Here is a 22,625-nt window from a genome sequence, read left to right as displayed (position 1 = left end):
GGTAAGTAATGTCCAGAATGTATCGTTCGGTTATACGGCTGACTCCTGTCATGCTGTCACTGGCTTTAACAGGATGTTCCTGGTTGAACTGGTTCAGTGAAGACAAGTCTGACCATCATCGCAGTGACGCCAGAGCTGAAGTCAGGCAGGGTTGGGATTACAGCCGTGAGTGGCAGGTATCCGAACTGCCTGATTCAGTCTCAGACTTCTTTTCAGGTCCTGTGCAGCTGAGGGGGCAGTGCCAAATGTCCCCCCGAATGTTACAGACATTGAATGACCGAAGTCAGAAAGGGCTGCTTCTGCCATTACTTAAAGTGGGTCAGCAACACACACTGGCTCCGGATATCGAAGCCAGTGTGCCTCTCTATAAATCCCTTAATAATCACCTGAAGCTGGAATCTGCTCGCATCAGTCTGGAGTTTTTCCAGACACTGTTGGGCAGTGTGGAGCATGCATGCCCAGAGAATGCCACCCGGAAGATTGATGGCTGTGTGATAAAAGGCTGGCTCAGTGTGGGAGGGTTGTTCAGCAGTGATAACCTTTACGACTGGAGTCGTATAGAGCAGTGGATGAAGTCTCATGATTCAGTGGGGTATCTTCTGATGTCAACCTCTGACCTGTTCAACGCTCCGGCTATGCTCCATACACGTTACTCCCCCTATGGCCGGGTACTGACGAAAGCGAACGAAGCGACTCGAGCAAAGGCTGTCAAACCTTATGTCGGGGTTTTGCAGCTGGACTGGGTTTCAACTGATTTTGTCAGCAAAAAACAGTTCAAGAGCCGTGGTTTCTGTCGTCTGGACTGGGAGGGAGCCGGAAAAAGCCTTTCTACCGCACAAAAGCAGGATGTTCAGGAAGCCCTGATGCCAGAGTTCAGGCAATTTATGGAGAAGGCTCTGCAGAGCCTGCCGATAAGCCGGTAATGCTCTGATCCTTTTGGTGCGTTGACATGGATGTCGATCACTCTTCCAGATCTCCAGAACCTTTCCGCCCGGGCCATTCTTCGGATAGCCCGGGCGTTGTTCGTCATGGACCTTATTCATTCAGCCCGGAACCAACCCTTTCTGGTGTTCGTGATGAAGTACCCGATGTTTCACTGCGGGAGCGACGAAGGATGCAGCCTCCCCAGCGACTGGGGGACGAACTTGATGCGATGATCAATCAACTGAGAGTTGAGGCTGGTTATCTGGTTTCCTGCAAAAACCTGGTCAGAGATGAGCAGGATGTTGAGCTGGTGCTTCAGAGAACCACGCCTTTATTGCGATTTATTCCAGACCTTGGAGCCCGGTTACACGCCTATTCCCTACAGCTGGCTACCGGGCATGCCCCAACGCTTGGGCCTGACTGGGATGGACGTGGGAGAATAGGGGCTGAAGCGGATCTTAGTCGACTTCAGGGAAGCATTGAAGACCTGAACAGAGCAGTGGCTGACCGTAGCGTGTCTATGCAGGAGGTCAATCGTTTACTGCAAAAAGTCTTCGATGACTGTCAGTCCTTTCATGACAGTGCAAGGCAATTGCTGGATGGTGTTAATGAAGCCTGCCATCTGAGTTCCCGGCCATTGAAGTCCCATAATGTCTCAACAGCCATTGAGCGACTGGAGCCGGATGTTGTCCGGGAAAGGACGGAAAGACGGACTCGTGCAGAAAATAAATTTACACAATACCTGCTGAGTCCCTCACAGCTTATTCACTGTTTTGGCCAGAATCTGGGCTGGTTGTGCCACGGTGCTTATCGGGTGGGATGTTATGGTGTTGGTAAGCTTGAAAAGCTGCTTGATTTTGTTTTTGATCCCGTGGGTGGCAGTCGTGAAGCGGATGCCGGGCGAGATGTACACGTTGAGGAAATGTTTGGAGCGCCATTACGGGCTGAGGCTCATCCTGAGATTCAGGGTTTTAAGCCACTGCTGGGTCATAGGAGACGGCTGGAAAGTTTACCTGAACGTCATCGACCGTCGAAGCCCACGGAAACTGAGGTTGCCCCGGAAGAACCTGTTTTAGTCTCTTCACGATCAGCTCCCGGGGATCGCCGTACCCTGTTTAACCGTCAAAAAGGCCCGCTTCAGCGCTTTTGTGCCGGAGCCCGACGGGCTGCTGTGGGCTGCCCTGCGCCTCCGTCATCAATCCTTCCAATGAAACTTAACAACAGCCAGCTATTGCCGGGAAAGATAACCTCTCTGTTTGAACAGCCGGTTCCTGACCTGAATGGCTTTGTCACAAGAGAATTTTCAGACCTTGAGTCGTTGCATGCCTTTCAGTTCCTTCATCTAAAGGATTTAAAGACAACCCTGAAGGCTGATCAATTTGAGCAGCTCACACAAGCTCTGAAGGATCAGAAAGACCGGCTGGTTAATATTGCTGCGCATAAGGCTATTAAGGATGCCAGATCATTTGAGCATCTGTTTGCAGGAAAGGTCATACCTGAAGAATTTGACCCATGGCAAGGCATCGACCTGGATCGGTATGTTGCCAGGATAGAGCAGCATTTACAGGCAGAAGAGAGGCGGGTGGAAGCGTCGCTTCATGATGCCGGTGAGCGTTGCCAGCTGTCTGAGGGCAGGGATCTTCAGGCTTTGCTACTGATGCGACAGTTTCAGATTCGCAAGGATGAAGTGGCAAGGAATTCAGCAAGAGAGGAAATCTGTCAATCGTTGCTGTTTTATGCCGGTGACCAGCTGGATGCCGAAGGTGTTGGCGTGCAGGCAGGTGCGATAGAAGAACGTTTAATCAGGCTGTATTCAGGCCTGGATGTCAGTCAGGCACTGCTACCTGTTGACCGGGAAATTAACTTTCATGGCAGCACGCTGAACCAGTTGTCGCGTCATTTACATAATCTGGAAAAAATGGGTGTTATTGATTCAAAAAATCCGGCATTTGACCGTCTTGCACAAGCCCGGGTAACCCTTGAGAAAGCAGAGGAAGGCGTGTGGGCAAAGTATGAGGGTATTGTTCACACAGATACGACGGCTTGCAGGCAGAGAATTCTTCAGATTGTTGAAGACCAGCTGAACAGGTTCGTGGAGCTTGGCATTGAAGATGCGGGGCAAAGTAAAGACCTCCGGACAATTCGCTTCCTGCTAAAGGAAGGCTGGTTTAATTAACACTGATAAACCCCCGGCTATGCCGGGGAGACTCTCATAGGTTTAACCGTAGCGACAGTAGCTAACCTTCAGTTTCCGACCAAGAAAATTGAAGGTAAAACCAATGAGAGACTACAAGAGTTTGGCTCATACGCGTTGGGATTGTAAGTACCATATTGTCTTTATCCCAAAGAGAAGACGAAAGGTAATCTATGGGAATTTGAGAAAGTTTCTCGGAGAAATATTTCATGAGCTTGCCAGAAGGAAAGGCTGCAAAATTCTCGAAGGGCATTTGATGTCTGATCATGTTCACATGTGCATCAGTATTCCACCCAAATATCCGGTATCTCATGTCGTTGGATATCTGAAAGGAAAGTGTGCAATAGAGATTGCGAAAAATTTCAAAGGCAAGCAGCGTAACTTTAACGGAGAGCATTTTTGGGCAAGAGGTTACTTTGTCTCAACAGTAGGACTTGATGAAGAAGTGGTTCGGGCATATATCCGAGATCAAGAAAAGAATGATGGAAATAGAGATCAGTATGATCTTGACTGGTAAGCGCCCTTGGGCGCAATAAAAGCCCTTAGAGGGCGTAATCTGATAAGCCTCCGGCTATGCCGGAGGTCAGTTAACTATTCGTGGTGCCAGTTGCATGCTGCTATTAATGAAGCGGGTCCCTGGTTGAAAAAGCTGCTCTACAGGGAGATCGGTACTGTAAAAGCTCAGGCATTGAATTCTGCCGGTGAGATAAAACACTTTTTCAGGCAAGCTTATGCTGCATTCCGGTGTACAAACGATGGTGAAATGCTGATTGCCCTTAAGGACACGCTGGATAACTGGAAGCACACAAAGCCGGCTTTTTATCAACATTTTGTTCAGTATTACCCGGAGCTTCAGCCGCACAATTTAGCCAGAATGAAGATCGGTGAATTAAGGAGAAGGGTTAGGGCCATTGTGGAAAATGAGCAAGGCAACTGTGAACAGGGATTTTTGTCACATAAGGTGCCAGAAGTCAGCCTGTTGGCTATGGTCGTTTCATTTCTTGAAAACTGTGCTCAACCGGGGCTCAGGCATCAGGTCGATCTTGAAAACTGGCCTGACGAGTATCAGCTTGCTTTGATTCATAACAGTCTGGGCAGGCTCTGCCAGGAGAGGAAGGATTCTGGTCAACCAAAATTTCCATTTTTAATTGAATTGCAAAGTGCAGATATACAACAAGTTGAAAGTTTGACTATTGACAGCCTGTGCAATCAGGCACAGCAGGCACTGAACAAAACAGCGTTGTCTGAAGGCGAATATCGTCAGTTATCGGCACTTTATGCTCACCTGCTTGAAGAAGTACACAGGCGCAGTGAAGGTGATGTGTTTCTGATTGACGGTATATATAGCGAACGCTAATTCTAAAGCTTCCTGTTATTTAAAATTTATCTCATGAGTTAAAAACCTCCGTTAACTCCCTTGCTAGCCTCAATAATTAGAGAACAAGCTATCTCACTCATAATGCAGTCTTTTTATGAGCATTAGCTATTGCAGTAAGCAGTGCTTATTGCAGAGGTTGATCTTATCCATCAGTTGTACCTTCCTGCTATCAAGATAGAAGTGCTTATTCCAATTTTTTGCTTACCGAGGTTAACAGGGCGAGTTGTAACGGAATATGGATTTTCACCCACCCAGAAGTGATGGCACAAAACACAGCACAGGTGTTCATCACCCGGTTCATTTAGACTGGGGAGATGGCAAACATCCGAATGTCAGACGGGTAGAGCCTACACTGTATCTTCCGAAGCCAGCGTATAGCCGGTCATCTTTGATGGGGCGCTCTCCTCTTCTGGAGATGGATGAACGATCTGTTGATGCTCTGAAAGGTGTTACCCCTGTTCTTTCTCCGCCCCTGACCTCGCCTGATGAGCAGTACGACAATCCTGCTTTGAAGCTGTCTGCACCCTTTTCGTTTTCTTCCGGAGCAGAAAGCACGCTGATGGGCGTTACAGAATATGAGATACAGCGTGCAGGTGCCAAAAATCTTGAACAAATGCAGGCTCGGATCATTCGTTTGCATCAAGCGTTCAATCTTCCCCTGCCACCGCCCCTGGAAAACCTGAATACGCGGTCCCTCACAAAAGAATCTCTGACAAGAGGGGCAATCCCTCTGGGAATTGTTCAGCTGACCATTGTGAGAGCCAGGTTTATAGGGGAAATGATTGAGCAGCGTGAAGCTGCAAAAAATGAACAGCTGGAGAGAGAGGGCAAGACGAACGATGCTTACTATCGAGCAATTCTTCTTAGTGCCGAACTGGAAGAACTCAGGGAAGATCTCGAAATCGCCACTGAATACTATTGCCGTAGAAGCCATATACCAGAAGGCTATATACCCTGCAGCACCCCTCTTGTCATACCGGGTAGTCCAGAAAGCGGATCAGAATCAGATTATTTCTCTGGCGAAGAAATGTCCGAAACACCGGCTGACGGTGAGCCTCTTGCCGCCCCGGAATCCCAGCCCTCAACGTCTCCCCCTCCTTCGCGTGAAAGCGAGCTTCAGGAACAGCTGGAGGAAAGCCAGCAGGCTGTTGAAAAGCTGAAGACCGAAGTGGAACAGCTCAACAGTCGTCTTGAAGAAGCACAGAGTCATGCTGAGAACAACGAGAAAATCATTCAATTCTTAAGCCAGGAACTGGAATTTAAGACACGGTTGCTGAATGACCGGGAAGAAGAGCTTGAGACTTTAAAAGATCAGTGGGAACAGCTGAAAGCCAGCAATGACCTGTTAACGGAAGAGAACGCCAGCCTTCTTGAGCAGCAACAGCGCCAACAGGCGTTGATTGAAGAATTACAACTGACTGAAAACCAGATGAGAACCACTTTGGCCGAAACGCAGGTCGCAAAAGGTGAGCTTGAGGAAACAATAGGGATACTGGAAAAGGATATTGCCAGCCAGAAAGAACAGATTCTGCAAAAGAGTTCTGCGCTGGAGCAGGAACAGGAGCGTTCTCGTCAGGCAGCGGCTGAGGCAGCATCGCGGTTTCAGGAAGTACAAGATTTGCTGGAAGAGTCTGCCAGAAGTAACGAAGAGCTGAAATCGCAGCTGGAACAGTTAACGCTGGCAGAGTCACACCTAAAAGATCAGCTGGCTGAGGCGGAACAACAGCTGGAACAGGCTAAAAGCGCATCGGAAGCACAGTTGCTAGCCGCTGCTGAAGAGTTTGAGACTGAGCATCAAAAGACAAAGGATGAGCTGAGGAAAGCAAAGGAGGATCTTAAAGCACTCAATGAAAATATTAATCAGGTCGTTGATGATCAGATGGGCAGGTTATCCCAAATCCATACAGAGCTGAAAACATACAAAGAGCAGATAAAAGCCTTAATAGAAGCAGCAGAAGCCAGCAAAGCTCTGGAAGCCTCATTAAATACTCAGCTTGAGGAACTCAACAGCACACTGCAAAGCGTAGAGAAAGATAAAGCGTCACTGGAAAGCAAAATTGAAGAACTGGAACTGAGTGTTGCTGAGAAAGAACAACAGCTGAGCCGTCAGCAGTCAGAGGCAGAAAACGCCTCGAAACGGACTCTGGAGGAACAGCGGCAGTTAACCGAAGAGCTGGAAAGTACAAAACAGTTAAGTGATGAACTGAACAATCAGCTGCAAGCCTATAAAGAGATTGAGGCAACGCTCAAAGCTGAAGTCAATCAGGCTAAACAGGCTCTTGCTGAAAGAGACAGGCAGGACAGTATAGAAGTCCAGCATTTAAAGTCAGAGCTTGAAAACAATCAGGAAAAACTGAATCGAGAACAACAGGAAGTTATCCGGTTAAAAGCAGCCAGACAGGCGATTGCTAACGCTCAACAGCAGACCGATGAAGATATTAAAGCAGCGCAGGCTGAAAGCAAACGGCTCATCGAGGAAGCGGATGAAAAGATTGCTACCCTTGAGCGGCAGCTTTCAGAGAAAGATGACAAAGTCGCGGACTGGGAGCGTCAGTTTGATGAAGCAATGGCTGAACATGAAAGCCAGCTGAATACCTATCGTGATCAAATCACATCCTTAGAATCTCTTACCTCAGAAGCAGACCAGCAAAATAAGCTTTCTGAGGCTGAGAATAAGTTATTACACAGTCAATTATCAGAACTTCAAGCTGGAGAGGCTTTATTAAAAGAGCAGTTAAGTGAATGGCAGACAAAACATCAGGAGCTGGAAAAACAGTACAGTCTTCTTATTGCTGCGGAATCAGAAAATCAGTCTGCACTGGTTTCAAGTCAGGAAGCGCAGGCTGATGCTGAAACACTGGCTGTTGCAAAAGAAAGCGAGTTGCAGAAGCTGAAGTCGGACTATCAACAGTTAATTGATGACTCTGAGGCAAAGCAGAAACAACATGATCAGGTGCTGATCGAGGCATCAGAAGAGAGTCAGTTACTTGCGGCGAAGCTTAAAGACAGTGAAGAAGAAACTGCAAACTGGAAGGCAAAAGTAGAACAGTCTCAGGAAGTGCTGAACCAGAAACTGTCAGAGATTGAAACCGCCACTAAACAACGGGAAACCGCAGAAGAAAAAGTGAGGGCGTTGCAAGATGAGGTAACAACCTCTCAGCAAACAATCAGTGAGCTTCAGGAAGCGCTCAACACCGTTCAGGGAGAGGCTGATAAAGCAGGGCAGCAATTGTCCAGTCAGGCTGAAGCTGAACAGAAAACTCAGGCAGAACTGGCTGGTTTAAAAGATAAGGAAACCAGGCTTGAAGAAGAGCTGGTTGAACTCAGAAATAAAGAGACTCAATACCTGCAACAGCTGGCGGATGCTGAAAAGACACAGACCACGATCAGTGCCGGGGTGAAGTCTCTTGAGCAGGCGCTAAAAGAACAACAAGAGCAACATACCGTCGTTATCAGCCAGAAAGAGGCGGAGTTTGATCAGCAGAGGCTGACTCTTGAGAAAGAGCTTGCAGTAAAAGATAAGGCATTAACAGAGTCTGAATCTGATCGCCATGCTGTTGAGGAAGATAAGCAGGCAACAGAATTCAAACTGAACAATCTGTTAGAAGAACAAAAGGCCTGGAACCGGCAGCGTAGTGAATTTGAAGCACAGATTCGAGCGCTTCAGGGCAAATTAAGAAATCAGGAAGACACTTCCGGTAAAGAGCGCCAGGCTTTTGTCGCTGAACAGGAAAAACTGCAAGGGCAACTTCAGGCAGAAACGGAGCGCTTGTTTGATCAACAGACAGCGCTTGAAAAATTGCAAAGTCAGCTGGAAGTGTCACAGTCATTGCTGAGCGATGCTCAAAAAGCTCACGAAGACGCACTGGGTCGTGTGGATGACTTTGAGACAAAGCTTGAAGAAGAGCAAGCCAGAAATCAGCAGGCACTCAGTCGGGAACAAAAACTGTCTGATGAGTTGGAAGGTCTGCAGGCAGCGAGAGCTGAACTGGAGCAGAAGAAGTCTGAGGTTGAGAATAAAAGAGATGAATGCCTTGCAGAGCTTGGTGACAAAACAGAGCAGATCCAGAAGCTGGAAGTTCAGCTCAGGGAACGTGAATTAGAGATAGCAACACTCAATGACGGGGATGAAGGTGTAAAAGTCCTTTCAGAGAAAGTGACCCGGCTTCAGGAGGATGTTAAAACCATTACTGCGGATCGTGACCAGCAGGCTGATGCCGTAAAAGATACTTTGCAACAAAAGCAAAAAGCAGAGCTTAAACTGGAACAGCTCAGGGTGCAGGAAGGTGAGCTGGAGCTGAAACATCAACACGCCATCAGGGAGGTTGAGGATCAGCTGAAACAGCGGGAGCAAAGGGTTAATACTCTTGATGAAGCGCTGAATAAACTGACGATAGAAAAAGCGAAAGCTGACAGCCAGATTAAAGCGGCTGAATCTGATTTGCAAAGTGTCAATTACGAACTGGAACAGCAGCGTGTTCTCAATACACAGTTGAAAGGTCAGGCTGAAGGATTAAGGAGTGAAAAAGAAGAGCAACTTAAAGAAGTTGGAAAGCTTAAACTGGCTCAAAGTGAATTAACCAGCGAAAAGCTGGATTTAGAACGCAAGATTTATGATTTGACGGAAAAATCTGAAACACTGGCAGAACTGCAAATTGATTATCAGAGCGTTAAGAGTCAGCTGAACGAAAGCAATAAAAAGCTGATTGAAGAAACAGCAGGCTTTAGTAGTGAAAAGCGCCTCTGGGATAGCGAACGCAGTTTGCTTAATAAAGAGTTGGGCGAGCTCAGGAACAGGTCAGAAACCGCTGAAAAAAGAATAGAATATTTATCCTCGCAGATTGATAAGTCTAAGAAAGATCACAAGGCATTAAAACAAGCCCATACGCAGGCTGTAGATGATCTGAATAAACTAAGGCCGGAAAACGAACAATTAAAGAATGAGGAAGAACGCCTCAGAGACGAGCTGGATAATCTACAGAAAAAAAGCTCAGAAGATTACGAGACACTTCAAAAGGCACATGCTCAGGTATCCACTGAACTCGCCACTAAAACTAATGACCTTGAACAGCAAACCCTCGCCGTTGAACGGCTGAAAGACGACCTGGGAAGTTCATCCAGTAAAGTCGCCCTGCTTGAATCCAGGCTGGATAAAGAGTTGAGCGCTGCCCGGCAGAGAGCAGAAATCGCCGAAGCTCAGGTGTTATCAACAGGAAATGATCTGATTGCAGAGCAGCAAGCCCTGGCTTTAATAAGAGAAGAAAAAACTGCTGTCGAGAGTCAGTTACAGGCAGCCAGAGAAGAGACTGACAGCCTGCAGCAGCAACTGAATCAGAAGCAGGAACAACTGGGGCATGAGCAGACAGAGCTTTCAGAGACGTTGATTAAACTGGAGAGTACGGAAGCCCGTGTTAAATCGCTGGAAGATAGCCATCAGGAGCTAGAGGAACAAGAGCGTAAGACCAGTGAACAGCTTGACGTTACAGAGGTAAAAATAGTTGAGCTGGAAAAACAGGTTGCGTTTGAAAAAGAACTTGCTGAAATGGCGCTTCAGGACAGGGATGAGGCGTTCCTGAAAAGAGATGAAGCCATTAATGAACAACAGGCTCTTTTACGATTCAGACACCTGAAAAAACCTCTGGTTCAGGAAAGTGATTCCGACGAAATTAGTAGTACAGACTCTGGTTATTCCCTTAACCCTGACAGCACGGGGCGCACTGTTGAACCGCTGGGTATTAAACAGCTGGTTCAGGAACTTCAGAGCTTCAAGGCCAGCGACTCTGGTTATGTAATACCTGAAGGGGATGACGATCAGATAGGTGCAGCTTTATCCAGGGCGGGCGCTGCGCTTGAGGAAGAAATAGAACAAATAGAAAAAAACAGCAGGGTTTATCAATATAAGCCTGACGAACCTCCCAGTCAGTCCGAAAAACGGAAGCAAATGATTCTGGCTCTTAAGGTGTGCCACGACAAGGTTCAACGTTTAAGAGATAAATACAAAACTGACGAACAAGCGTCCGGTTCCCGCAAAACCGTACAAAAATATCTGGCCAGGATTGATGCCAACACGGCAGTGTTTGAGGCAGAACAGAAATCTTTTGAAAGTGCGCAGGCACTCATCAAAGAGCATGGTTTTGATGAACATACCAAGCCTTTTGAAAGTCTGGTTCAGACGAATTCCGACAACCCTCATGATCTGGTGACCCGGGTTCTGGTTAAATTGCGCCATTTGCAACAACATTCGTCCAGTTTATCCATTCAGAAAGAACTGGACGGCTACACGGCAGCATTTCTGGCAACGTCGGCCTGTTCGACATTGTTGAGCCAGTTTCAGGAGAAAATTCAGACCCTGCAAGGGCAGGATGATTCAACGCTGGAAAGCCTGTTAGCTTACAAAGAGGCTTTACAGCGGATGTTGCCCGGGCGGCTGCCTCTGGAGTTGGCAAACGCTGTTTCTCCTAATGCCCGGCATTACATGGAAGAACAGATTGCCGGTGCCGTGGCTGCGATTGAGAGCGCTGCTGAAGGTGATCGCACAGACAGTGCCGCTGACTTTGCTCCCGCTGATCCGGACGATCCCAGAGGTGAGTCTGGCAAGCAACTGGCTTTGTCGCTGTTGGATAATCCGGAATTTGCCCGTGATGTCCTGTCGTTTCTGGCCAGTGTGCGTAAAGAGCATCTGGGTATTGATAAGCCCTGGTACAACTACACGGCGGCATCCAGTGCCTGGCTCAGGGATATGCGACAGAAACATGGTCTGGTTGATATGCCGACCTTTAGCGAGTTGTACGACGCATGTCGATTTGATCTGGAGTCCAGAAATGCCTCAAGGCTGGTTACTGCCAAAGTCACGTCGAATGAAGGTGATTTTTCCAGTAAGAAGCAGGGTTCTAAGCGAGAAAAGCTGATTAATCAGGTCAAAGGCTGCCAGAACGAGGAAAAAGCACTGGAAGGCAGTGCTGAGGCGTTTCGTGGACAATCCCATAAGGGCAATAAACTGGTCGTCCATCCTCATCGACAGGTTCTGGACTGTTTTAAAGAGGGTACGGGGCAGCAGTTGCTGGATAGTACTGCAGTCTCCAGAGTAAACGGCAGTTACCGCATTACTGACCTTGGGCAAAATACTAACGCACTCTTTAATACCTTTTTTGATGGCGCCGGAACAGCCAGCGTTAAGCAGAGTATCGTCACCGGTACCCGCTATCTGCAGTTGCAGAATGACAAGTGCATTCCTCCTCTGGTCTTTGAAGAGAAACGTGATAAACGACAGCCCGCTAAATGGCAGCCCGCTAAATGGAAAGTAGCGATGGGCGGAGCTGTCTGGACGGTTGACCCCACGCTTTTGCTGGATTATCCGAATCTGGAAGTGCCTTTTGAAAACCGTTCAGGAGTTCCGGTACAAAGAGACTGGATTCCCGTTCGGGATGACCAGGGTAATATCGGCATTTTGCTGCTGCAAAAGACCAGGAGCAACCCGCAATATTTCCTTTATGAAGTGGATACTTCTGGCCAGCTGGTGCCTCGAACTATCAGTAACAAGCCGGTTGAAGAGCTGCAACAGGCACGCTTTTTATCAGAGGTCGTCTTACTCAAACCGAACAACGAATCGCATGCGGCGGTTGAAAAACAGCCTCTGGTTCAGGCGGTTCTGGGCAGCAGACGCAAATGGCTGCCTGTCAACTGTGAAGCTCAGGCGCATCAGCTGTATCTGGATTCTGCCGTTGATCATCCTGTGAAGGCACCCATCGAAACGGTTGATGCTTCTGATGATCTCCAGTTTTACACGGTGTCGCTTAATCCGTTAAGAAATATCATCAAAACCAAACGCGAAGAACAGCATAAAAGTGCCACGAGTCTTAGAGAGTACAACCCTGAGCATTATGACTCATTCAATGTCGATGCGACCTTCAATATTGCCGGAGATGCTTTTATCAGCACCTGTCAGGAGCGTCTGAAACACGATAGTGACCCGGTATTAGTGGAGCAGGCAGCAGAACAGGCCAGGTTTCGTAAGGAAGTGTTCAAACCTCTTTATGTGTTTGAAGGGTGTGAGCTTAAGCCTCAGTATATTCCTGCTTCCATGGACGAAGAACCACCTGAAGGTTCTCCCGCCTTTGTTGTACGACGACTTGATCGTGTAATGACAGTGAACCGGGAACACTGTACTCGTCTGGGCGAGCAGATGGCTGTTTTACGGAAACAAATTGTTCAGCAGGTGTCCAGTGCTGATCAGAAGACGTTCAGCCGTTATTCAGAACGACAGATTCTGAACCAGGTAATGGCGGATTTTGAGCGAGGCCGGTTGCCTGCTCACTGTAAGGATGGTCAGTTTATTAATCTTGTTGCCAACCTTATGCTGGCTGAGAACGACCTTGCCCAGACTCAGCAGATTCTTTCCCGGCAGGAAAGCATAAAGCGTGACCTGAAACAGCTGGCAGCGGACGCACCCATGATGATTGATGTGAAAGGGGGAGATCGTGCCGCTTATGCGGATCGGTGTAGGGAGATTAATCTGGGCATGGCTGATTGCGCCACTGCGCAGGAGAATATTCACCGGTCACTGGAAAACTATGCTGATGCCCCCTTAACAACGGATGTGCTGGCAAAGCTGTCCTTTGAGCGAAGAGCCCGCACCGTTTTAAGGGCGAACCAGATTGAAGAGGTGAATGCCGCACTGCAGCAGTTAACGGACTGCATGGCAGATGGTGCCAGTGACAAGTCGATGTCGAGGGTATCCCATAAGGGAACAGGTTGGGGTAAGTCGACCATTCTCAAAATCCTCACAGCCCATGCTGCAGAGCTGGCAGAGGGGCAAAAAGATTGCAGTGTGGTTGTCTGCGCTCCGGTCACTAACCAGTCAGAGCTGGATATTGACTTGTCCCGCTTTTATGCCGCCAAAGGAAAGGTTTATCGCAGGCTGGATCTTGAAAAGGATTTTGTAAAACCGGGACACGCGTGGTGGACAGAAGAGGCGGTCAGAAAAATAGAAAATATCGTGCTGGGTGTTGCCCCGGAAGTGCCTGAAAACCAGCGTCAGACCGTGCTTCGTCAGGAGGGGCAGGCACCTGTCGGGATATCTGTAAAAGATGTCCAGATTTTGAAGCACCTGTTAAATGCACTCGAGTCAAAAGGTGACCTTCAGCCCTCTGAGCAGAGGGTTGTGGATCGACTTCACTCAGTTTTTTCGGTACTGGCTAAATCACCCACCTTTATTGATGAGTGGGTCAGTCTGGTTGTGCCATACAGAACCGGAGATCCGCAAAGCATACTGGATGCTACCCGGCGGGCGGTCAGTGCATTGCCCCACTATACGCTGACGATGGACGATATCATCCGAAGTCACGATGAATACGTTATGAGTTGCAGCCGCAGGCATCTGTTATGTGCAACCCCGGGTACTAATTACGCCCAGGCGGTCGTAGCAGAAGCAGACAGGGCGGAAGACATCAAAGAACTGGCCCATACCGATCCTTTTACCACCCAGCAGCGATTTAATTTCTGGATGAGTAAGGCTGAACCCATTTTTGTCACGGCCCCGGCCACCGACAATCGTCCCGAGTTGCTCAGGCAGGTTGTGAACAAGGTCGGTACCGATCGGTCAGTACTGGTTTTTGATGGTACCGAGTCCGGCGATAAGACGGTTGAGAAAGCCAAAGCGTTTTATGAAGACCTGAAAACCGCCAGAAAGGAGTACGCTCCGACGCAGGCGCAAAAAGTCAGGGGAATGGTGTTTTACAACAAACAGAAGGAGATGCAGCAATACCTGGAGGATGACCCACGCTATGGTCAGGAGGCCGGAGCGACGGTATTGCCTGAAGAAGAAGCCTTAATGCGGCAGGAAGGCGGCACAGGCATTGATGTGTACTTTACGCTGGAACAATCCGAAGGAACGGACGCCCCACAGAAAGGTCCGGATGGCAAGTCGGCCGGTTCGGTCGGCGTCTGCCTGGGGCTGGTTGAGCAGGGCAAAGAAGGCAGGGTCGATGCAGCCGCTCAGCAGCTGGGTCGTTTAATGCGACGTTCGACACCAAGAAACCTTCAGAAGTTGTTTATTGTGGTGGATATGAGCGCTGTAGCTGGCATCTGTTCAGACTCACCGCAGAAAGAAACGCTGATGGCTCTGTCCCCGGAGCTGGAAACGGCAAAGGCGAAAGTGAATGAACATGCCGGGGCTAATCAGGAGAACCTGAGCAGCGCACAAAGAAAGCTGGTTAATCAGCCGCTGGATGTTGAGGATGATGTTGAGGCTGAAAAGCAGATCAGAAAGACCCATAAAGACAACTCTGGTCTTATAAAAGCGGCTCTGGATGCACGACTGGAGAACCAGATGCAGGAGCAGTTACAGCATTTAAAGACGGTCGAATGGTCCCGGTCCGGTATTCTCGGTCAATTTGCTGAAGACCTTGCCCAACTGAAAAAACTCGAATGGAAGGCAAAGAAAGCCTGGGTGGAGCTGGCTTTTGTGGAAATGGCAAAACGTGAACAAAATGAGGACACCCGACATTATGAAGCGTTGCTGGAACAGGCACAGATTCGCAGCCATGTGAGTGGGCAGCTGGAAAAAGAGCATCAGTGGCTTCAGCAGGGTTGTGCTGGCGCTTGTCAGAAACTGACCTTTAGTGAAGACGTTAAAAAACAGCTTGGCAGTGAACGGAAGCAGACTATGATTCTTCAGTCATTCCGGGACACGACTGAAGCGTTGATGCAGCAGAGCCCACGGCGTGTTGCTAAGAAGCAGATGGATATATCAGAAGTAAAAGAGACGGTTACGCCTGACTTTGTTAAACAACAGATTAAGCGGTGTGCTGATGAAATTATGACCAGCGGGCTTGAGCAAGTGGTGACAGATCCCTTAAAAATGGTACGGAAAGAGTTGTATGAAAAAGCGATCCAGGCCAGAGAGGTTTTTGTGCAGAGGGCCAGAGAGATTGAGTCGCATATACTCCAGGCTGACAAGTCTGTTGCTTCAAACAAGAAGGCGACTGACAAAAAAGCTGCAGGATCGTATATCCGAAACTTGAGAGGTCTTACAAAAGTATGTGAACAGGCGGAAAAAGAGATTTCTGATTTTCGGTCAGTACTGGATAAGCAAAGCCAGCCCAGTGGCAGTCTGGATGATCTGGCCATCGAGTTAAAGACAGACATGAAAAAGCGTTATGTAAAAATGATGGATGCCCTGACTAATGTGTCTTTTACAACCCATATTACCCCGTTGTTAAGAGACTCTATTATAGAAAACATAAACGATTCATGCGCAAAATTTGTGACTAATTCAAGTCACAAGCTGGGTGTTCACTACACCAGTCTTGAAAGGGAAAAGGAAAATGAAAGAAAGAGAATCCTCACTCAGCAGGAGGCTAAGAAAAAAGCGCCTGTTAAAAAGAAAGGGATAGATGCCACTGCCACTAACTCAGAATTTACAGGTATTTATCTTATTACCTGGAGAAAAACGGTCAATAGTGAAGTCAGGGTTTTAGAAAACAACTACGAATTTTCGAATATGCTGTTTGGCGACTCTGTTGCACAGAGTGAGAGGTCGCCAAAAGCAAGACCTTCCTCACGGGCTGGTCGGCTGCCAAGAATCCCGCATCTCAATCGTCATTCGAAAGCCAGATTTTCCAGTACTCCGGACTTGAGTGTAAAAACCGATCCGGAAAAAGAGGTGGATGAGCTGATTAATACCGCCAGACGTCTGAAACAGGTACAGAAAGATGATGACGCCATAAGAGATTTTTGTGCCAGGCTCGATAGCCCGGTTTTCAGGCAATGTCTTGGTGAATGGAAAGAACAGGCTCTGAATGAAATGAACGTTTTTTACAGGGATCGTCAGGAAGAGTCAGAAGCCAAAGTGGATTTCATGACGCGACAGGCGAACATGATGCAACAGTTTACCGTTAAAACGCAGTAAAGGAGTGAGCAGGGAATGTCACTGATACCAAAAGGCAAGGAAAGCCGAACCATCAAACGACACCAGTTAAATGAATATTTGCGGGTTTATAATCGCAATACCATGAGAGAGATGGGCAGTATTGGCAATATCAGCAGTAACGGGCTGATGTTGATCAGCACTGTACCCGTTTTAATCGGTGCGGTTTACAGTATGCGTATTATTCTTCCGGGTGATCATACGCCGGTAGACTTTGAGGCCCGGTGCCACTGGTGTAAACCCGATGTGGGGCCTGAGTTTTTTGACTCCGGCTACAGCATTGTCAATGCTGACAGTGATATTATTGATCTGGTTGAATCCCTGAAAGAGTTTTTTACTTTTCAGGAAATAGAGTGACACCTTAAGTCCGACAGGTTCCGGGGTGTCATAACGTTGAAACTCTGGATCTGTTACTTCATGTCTCAGGATTATGCTGTACCTGCCCTGGCGGTTGGCGACTTTATTGAAGTGGAAACCGAAATAAAGCGCAGCCGTTTTATCTGTTTTCTTGCCCGTGTCTCTTCCCGAAACGAAGCCCTGTTGTTTCAGTCCAGTCTGAGACAACGTTTCCCTGATGCCTCCCATCACTGCCTCGCTTTTATCGCCGGTCCTCCGGAAGGTAATACGGTGGTAGGTTTTGATGACGACGGGGAGCCCGGTGGCACTGCCGGTAAGCCGATGCTGAACGTTCTTCAGCACAAAGGCATTGGCGAACTGTGTGCTGTTGTCGTACGTTATTTTGGTGGTATTAAGCTGGGGGCTGGTGGCCTGGTCAGGGCCTATGGTGCTTCGGTTCAGGCGGCCTGTGATGCGTTGCCGGTTGAACAGCGTGTGGCAATGAAAACGGGTATAGTGATTATTGATTATGCCTCTGAACAGGTTGTCAGACATTTGCTGGAAGGCTTTGGGGGGGAAGTGGTCAGCCATAGCTATTCTGAAGTCGTTGAATTACAGGTCTCACTTCCTGATTCTGAGCATCAGTCCTTTGGGCTCAGGGTGTCAGAGGCCAGTAAAGGGCAGGCAATCCTAAGATGGTCAGACGACTAACCCGGATATTTCTATGCTAAAAAGTTTTTTATGGTTCGATTTTGAGACCGTTGGCACCAATCCTGCCACCGACTGGCCATCGCAGTTTGCTGCTATTCGTACTGATGCGGAACTCAATGAGATTGGAGAGCCGGTCAACCTCTTCTGCAAGTTGCCCGATGATCATCTGCCTCATCCCATGGCGACCCTGGTCACAGGTTTAACGCCTCAGGCTGTCAATGCCAGAGGTCTGTCTGAGCCGGAGTTTATTCAGCACGTTCTTGATGAGCTGATGGTTCCCGGCACCTGCGCAGCAGGTTACAACAGCATTCGTTTTGATGACGAGGTCATCAGGAACAGCCTCTATCGGAATTTTCATGACCCTTATCTTCGGGAAAGAGCCAATGGCAACAGCCGCTGGGATTTGATTGACCTGGTGCGTATGACGGGGGCTTTACGGCCTGATGGAATCCAGTGGCCAAAACGAGAAGATGGCTTTAACAGTTATAAGCTGGAAGAACTGACCAAAGCCAATGGCATTGAACACGGAGCTGCCCACGATGCGCTGTCTGATGTCCGTGCTACTATCGCCCTGGCCCGGTTGATTCGGGAAAAACAGCCTAAGTTATTCCAGTTTTATCTGGATCATCGCTTCAAAGACAAGGCCGGAGCTTTGCTGGGCCTCCATACAAAACAGCCGGTTGTTCACGTTTCCGGTATGTTTGGGTTGGCAAAACAGTGTCTGGCTGTCGTACTGCCTCTGGTTGAGCACCCCCGGAACCGGAACCAGGTGTTTGTGTATGACCTGAGTGTTGATCCAGCGCCTTTGCTGGCAATGTCTGTGGAAGAGATTCAGGACAACCTTTTTACCCCAAGGCAGGAAGGGGAGACACGGGAGCGTATTCCGCTGAAGGGTGTCAGTCTCAATAAATGTCCGGCACTGGCACCTCTGAAGGTATTGAGGGCAGAAGATCAGGCAAGGCTCAATATTGATCTGGACACCTGCTTTCGTCATCGGGAAATGCTACTGAACATTCCGGAGCTGGCTGAAAAGGTACAGGCTGTCTTTACCGGTTCGTCAGGCAAAGAGACTCAGGACCCTGATCAAATGCTGTACTCAGGTGGCTTTTTTTCCTGGGCGGATAAACGCCTGATGGAACGGATTTCAGAAGCGACCCCGGAGTCACTTGGGAATTTGCACTTGTCGTTTGAAGACGGTCGTCTTGATGAAATGCTGTTCAGATATCGTGGGCGTCATTACCCTGAAACACTGGATCAGGAAGAGTCTCTCAGGTGGCATGAGTTCCGACGCCAGAGATTATCCGGTCAGGACTCCGCTGTACTTGGGTTTAGTCAGTTCCGGAGCGATCTGGACAGTGCGAAGCAAGGGGCTTCGGCTGATGCGCTTAAGTTGCTTGATCAGTTGGCCGCTTACGCCGACCAACTGCAAGCCGGTTTAGCTCGTTAATGCTGTGCGAGCCAGTGCCTGATTGAAATGCTCTGCCAGGCGGCCGTAGATGACCGGCTTTTCGATGTAATCGATGGCACCGGCTTTAATGGCTGCTACGGCGCTGGACACATCACTGTGCTCACCCAGAATGATGACCGGGATATCCTGATGACAGGCGTCCAGTGCTTCCATCAATGTCAATGCATGGCCAACAGGCACGTTGTCTGCCGCAACGATACAGGCAGGCACCTGAAGATCTATAGCGCGCAGCAGCTCTGGTCCGGAATCAAAGCATTCAAGCATCATGGATTTTTCATCACACAGGCTGCGGATGGTATCGGTAATGCTGGTATCTTTTTCAAGAAGATACACGATTGCTTGTTTAGCCAGATTCATATAGGCGGCCTTGATGATTTAATAGGGCGTTAGACCCCGCTGTTCTAAAAATAGTCTCTTTGTTGAGAAGCTCTAACAAGAAGCTCTAACAAGAAACTATAGCTTTTAGCTGCAGGGCTTGATAACCAGGCGATGTGGCGGGTTACCACTAAGACTGAAAGAAGTTTAGATTTAGAGTCTGAATTGCTGAATGGAGGGATTTACTAGACGTTGTACGGGGAGTACTTAAAGCTTTTGTTCCAGTTTCGTGACGAATTGCAAAGGGATGCTACCCGCTGGTTCTGATGGTAGAAATCCGTTGATCGTCTGGTATCAAGCCGAAACTGAGAAGATGGGCGCTGCAGTTTTTACCCGTGAGGGTAACCGCTGGCAGAGTGTTATGGGTTTCAATGGTTCACTCTGCCCCGGTTTAACTAATGGGATTTACTTAAATCTTGAAGTTAAACTCACCTTCCAGATGATCTTTAACCTGCATTACCTGACGTACCAGATGGGCCAGAGATTTGGTTCCCATTTTTTCCATCACGCGTGACCGGTGAATCTCTACCGTACGCTGGCTCAGGTTGATATCGGCAGCAATCACCTTGTTGGCTTTGCCTTCTACAACATGATGCAGCACTTCGCGCTCACGGTCGGTCAGGGTAGACAGGCGACGCAGGATTTCTTTGTGCTCAAGCAGTTCGCGACGCTGCTGGGTATCCAGTTTCAGGGCATCGTTGATCAGGTCCAGCAGTTCCTGGTCGCGGAATGGCTTCTGGATAAAGTTCATGGCACCGTCTTTGATGGCCTGAACGGCCATCGGAACATCGCCGTGGCCGGTGATGAAGATGATTGGCAGAATACAGTGCATTTCGTTCAGTTTGTTCTGAAGCTCCAGGCCGCTCATGCCCGGCATACGAATGTCCAGCACAATGCAACCCGGACGGTTTTCGTCGTAGCTCTCCAGAAATTCTGCCGGAGAGGAAAACGCTTCAACAGCCTGACCAACAGACTTCATCAACATTTTCAGCGAGTCACGCACAGCTTCGTCATCATCGATGATGAAAACGGTGGGTTCCTGTTTCATGTCCTGTTGCTGCATAATGACTCCACTGAGTACAAGTTATCGTAAAAGGGTGACAGTTAATCGCCGTCTGGCAGGAAGGTTTCAGCTAACTTTCCATGCCTCGATTCATGCCATGACCGTTCATGCCGTGATTCATGCCATGAGGGTGCCTGTAGTCATACCATCATTTGTCATGATGTGCTGCAGGCAGTAATTTTGGTTCACAGTTGGGTAAGGCATAACGAACACAGAACCACGTCATACTTCTGTTCATCTCAGGCATTAGGTAATTTGCGTATGCTTGCTTGGTCAAACTACAGTTGCCTGTAGTCGTTTTATGAAAAGCGGACGCAAAAAGATGCTTAACGGCTGTGGAATTCGATCACAGTTTAGCAGAGGATTTCGACATTGCGGAGTATGAGCCGGTGTGATTTCTCTACTCGTTACGATCGTGCATCTTACCATTAATAATGCGCAGTTGTTACGTTCTGTGAATTTAAGTTGTTTCGTTTTTGACCTTGCCTTATGCGAATTGCGCAATGTAAGACGAATGGGGTGAGGTTTAAATTGGGGGATATGCGACTGAAGGTGTGAAGCTTACTTAGTTTTTAGTGTTGTAGCTTGGTGGAAAACCGAAAAGCCCGCGTTCAGGAAGCTGAATGCGGGCTTTTCGGATGTTTTCGAAGCCTTATAAACGACGTTAGTCTTTTATATCAGCTTGCTGCTCAGGTCCAGTGGAGCCACCATGTTTTCCGGCTTCAGAATTTCTGCCAGCTGCTCGTCAGTCAGCAGACCTTCTTCCTTCACCAGCTCAACAACACGACGACCGGTTCGCAGTGCAGTTTTGGCGATGCGGCTGGAGTTCTCGTAGCCCAGGTATGGGTTCAGAGCAGTTACCAGACCAACAGAGTTGTCTACGTAAGCCTGACAAACTTCTGCATTGGCAGTGATGCCTTTAACGCAGCGATCGGTCAGCATGAACATGCCGTTGGTCAGCTGCTGGATGGACTCCAGAATCTTGTAAACCAGAACCGGCTCAGCGTAGTTCAGCTGCAGCTGTGCAGCTTCAGAAGCCATGGTTACCACCATGTCGTTGCCGATGACGTGGAAAGCGATCTGGCTCATGCACTCCGGGATAACCGGATTTACTTTACCAGGCATGATAGAAGAACCTGGCTGCATTTCAGGCAGGTTGATTTCGTTCAGGCCACACAGAGGACCAGAAGACAGCAGACGCAGGTCGTTGCTCATCTTGGACAGTTTTACTGCCATACGCTTCAGGGCGCTGGAGAAGATCACGAAGGCACCCATGTCGGAAGTGGCTTCCACCAGGTCGCCTGCCAGGATCATGTTCTGACCGGAAATTTCAGACAGGTACTGAACAGCCAGAGGCGCGTAACGGCTGTCGGCAGTGATGCCGGTACCGATGGCGGTGCCGCCCAGATTGATTTCGCACAGCAGTTTTGCCATATCCCTGATACGGTCAATGTCTTCACCGATGGTGGTGGCGAACGCCTTGAATTCCTGACCCAGAGTCATCGGCACAGCGTCCTGCAGCTGGGTGCGGCCCATCTTCAGGATGCTCTTGAACTCTTCTGCCTTCTGTACACAGGCATTTTTCAGACTTTGGGCAGCAACGATCAGTTCGCTGTGCTTCAACACCATAGCCAGTCGCATGGCGGTCGGGTAGACATCGTTAGTGGACTGGGCCATGTTAACGTGGGTGTTCGGATGCAGGTGTTCGTACTGGCCACGACGATAGCCCATCAGCTCCAGCGCACGGTTGGCGATGACTTCGTTAGCATTCATGTTGGTGGAAGTGCCTGCGCCACCCTGTATCATGTCTACACGGAACTGGTCGTGCAGTTTGCCTGCGATGATTTCATCACAGGCGTCGGCAATAGCGTCAGCCTTGGCTGCATCGAGCATGCCCACATCACGGTTAGCCAGAGCACAGGCTTTCTTTACCATCGCCAGAGCAGTTGGCACGTTGTCATAGTGACTCAGTTCGACACCGGAAATATTAAAGTTTTCCATAGCGCGCTGAGTTTGAATACCGTAATAGGCTGTATTCGGTACTTTGGCATCACCCAGCAGGTCGTGTTCAGTTCGATACTCGTTCAGTTCAGTAGTATCCAGTGCCATTTTGGTCATCACCGTGAGGATTGGAGGTCGGCAATAATGGATCGTGCCATCAGCCCTCGTCTGTCTGCTTACAATTGAGCACTCTGTGCTGTCAGAAGCCTTGATTCGGGGCGGAATTATGCAGCATTTGATCCGTGTATT

The 22,625-nt window shown here is 48.7% G+C and carries 11 protein-coding genes; 8 read left to right on the top strand and 3 right to left on the bottom strand.

Going from position 1 to position 22,625, the window contains the following annotated elements; genetic code table 11:
- The first annotated feature begins 8 nt into the window (after positions 1-8).
- The 8 genes from NX722_RS15595 (at position 9) to sbcB (ending at position 18,916) form a co-directional block, all read left to right on the top strand.
- Positions 9-923, top strand: coding sequence for a hypothetical protein (locus tag NX722_RS15595; protein WP_262563758.1), 915 nt, complete (start codon positions 9-11; stop codon positions 921-923).
- 26 nt (positions 924-949) lie between these two features.
- Positions 950-3,100 (top strand): BAR domain-containing protein, encoded by a 2,151-nt coding sequence (locus NX722_RS15590; RefSeq protein ID WP_262563757.1) that lies wholly within the window; start codon positions 950-952, stop codon positions 3,098-3,100.
- 103 nt (positions 3,101-3,203) lie between these two features.
- Entirely contained in the window at positions 3,204-3,635 is a 432-nt protein-coding gene (tnpA, locus tag NX722_RS15585) for an IS200/IS605 family transposase (RefSeq protein WP_262563698.1), read from the top strand.
- 90 nt (positions 3,636-3,725) lie between these two features.
- Positions 3,726-4,475: a hypothetical protein gene (locus tag NX722_RS15580; RefSeq protein WP_262563756.1), complete on the top strand. Its 750-nt coding sequence runs from the start codon at positions 3,726-3,728 to the stop codon at positions 4,473-4,475.
- Positions 4,476-4,731: 256 nt separating this feature from the next.
- Positions 4,732-16,404 (top strand): hypothetical protein, encoded by an 11,673-nt coding sequence (locus NX722_RS15575; RefSeq protein ID WP_262563755.1) that lies wholly within the window; start codon positions 4,732-4,734, stop codon positions 16,402-16,404.
- A 15-nt stretch (positions 16,405-16,419) separates the two neighbouring features.
- Positions 16,420-16,779: a PilZ domain-containing protein gene (locus NX722_RS15570; protein WP_262563754.1), complete on the top strand. Its 360-nt coding sequence runs from the start codon at positions 16,420-16,422 to the stop codon at positions 16,777-16,779.
- A gap of 60 nt (positions 16,780-16,839) precedes the next feature.
- The gene (locus NX722_RS15565; protein ID WP_262563753.1) at positions 16,840-17,469 is read left to right on the top strand and encodes a YigZ family protein; all 630 of its coding nucleotides are present in this window, start codon (positions 16,840-16,842) and stop codon (positions 17,467-17,469) included.
- Positions 17,470-17,482: 13 nt separating this feature from the next.
- Positions 17,483-18,916 carry an exodeoxyribonuclease I gene (gene sbcB, locus NX722_RS15560; protein WP_262563752.1) on the top strand — a complete coding sequence of 478 codons (1,434 nt, stop codon included), beginning with the start codon at positions 17,483-17,485 and terminating at the stop codon, positions 18,914-18,916.
- Here the strand turns inward: sbcB and NX722_RS15555 are convergent.
- The 3 genes from NX722_RS15555 to aspA form a co-directional block, all read right to left on the bottom strand.
- Positions 18,905-19,294, bottom strand: a complete 390-nt coding sequence (locus NX722_RS15555; protein WP_262563751.1) for a response regulator — start codon at positions 19,292-19,294, stop codon at positions 18,905-18,907. The genes sbcB and NX722_RS15555 overlap by 12 nt on opposite strands.
- A 427-nt stretch (positions 19,295-19,721) precedes the next feature.
- Positions 19,722-20,360: a response regulator transcription factor gene (locus NX722_RS15550; protein ID WP_262563750.1), complete on the bottom strand. Its 639-nt coding sequence runs from the start codon at positions 20,358-20,360 to the stop codon at positions 19,722-19,724.
- A 687-nt stretch (positions 20,361-21,047) separates the two neighbouring features.
- A complete protein-coding gene (aspA, locus tag NX722_RS15545) occupies positions 21,048-22,484 on the bottom strand; it encodes an aspartate ammonia-lyase (RefSeq protein WP_262563749.1) in 1,437 nt (478 codons plus the stop codon).
- Positions 22,485-22,625 lie beyond the last annotated feature (141 nt).

This window comes from Endozoicomonas gorgoniicola (assembly GCF_025562715.2).
GTDB lineage: Bacteria > Pseudomonadota > Gammaproteobacteria > Pseudomonadales > Endozoicomonadaceae > Endozoicomonas_A > Endozoicomonas_A gorgoniicola.
The sequence above is the reverse complement of the archived record's forward strand: the minus strand, read 5'-3'. Positions and strand labels throughout refer to the sequence as shown.

Coding starts and splice junctions, on each gene's coding strand:
- NX722_RS15595 (WP_262563758.1), top strand. CDS start 9: ATGTCCAGAATGTATCGTTCGGTTATACGGCTGACTCCTGTCATGCTG.
- NX722_RS15590 (WP_262563757.1), top strand. CDS start 950: ATGGATGTCGATCACTCTTCCAGATCTCCAGAACCTTTCCGCCCGGGC.
- tnpA (WP_262563698.1), top strand. CDS start 3,204: ATGAGAGACTACAAGAGTTTGGCTCATACGCGTTGGGATTGTAAGTAC.
- NX722_RS15575 (WP_262563755.1), top strand. CDS start 4,732: ATGGATTTTCACCCACCCAGAAGTGATGGCACAAAACACAGCACAGGT.
- NX722_RS15570 (WP_262563754.1), top strand. CDS start 16,420: ATGTCACTGATACCAAAAGGCAAGGAAAGCCGAACCATCAAACGACAC.
- NX722_RS15565 (WP_262563753.1), top strand. CDS start 16,840: ATGTCTCAGGATTATGCTGTACCTGCCCTGGCGGTTGGCGACTTTATT.
- sbcB (WP_262563752.1), top strand. CDS start 17,483: ATGCTAAAAAGTTTTTTATGGTTCGATTTTGAGACCGTTGGCACCAAT.
- NX722_RS15555 (WP_262563751.1), bottom strand. CDS start 19,294: ATGAATCTGGCTAAACAAGCAATCGTGTATCTTCTTGAAAAAGATACC.
- NX722_RS15550 (WP_262563750.1), bottom strand. CDS start 20,360: ATGAAACAGGAACCCACCGTTTTCATCATCGATGATGACGAAGCTGTG.
- aspA (WP_262563749.1), bottom strand. CDS start 22,484: ATGGCACTGGATACTACTGAACTGAACGAGTATCGAACTGAACACGAC.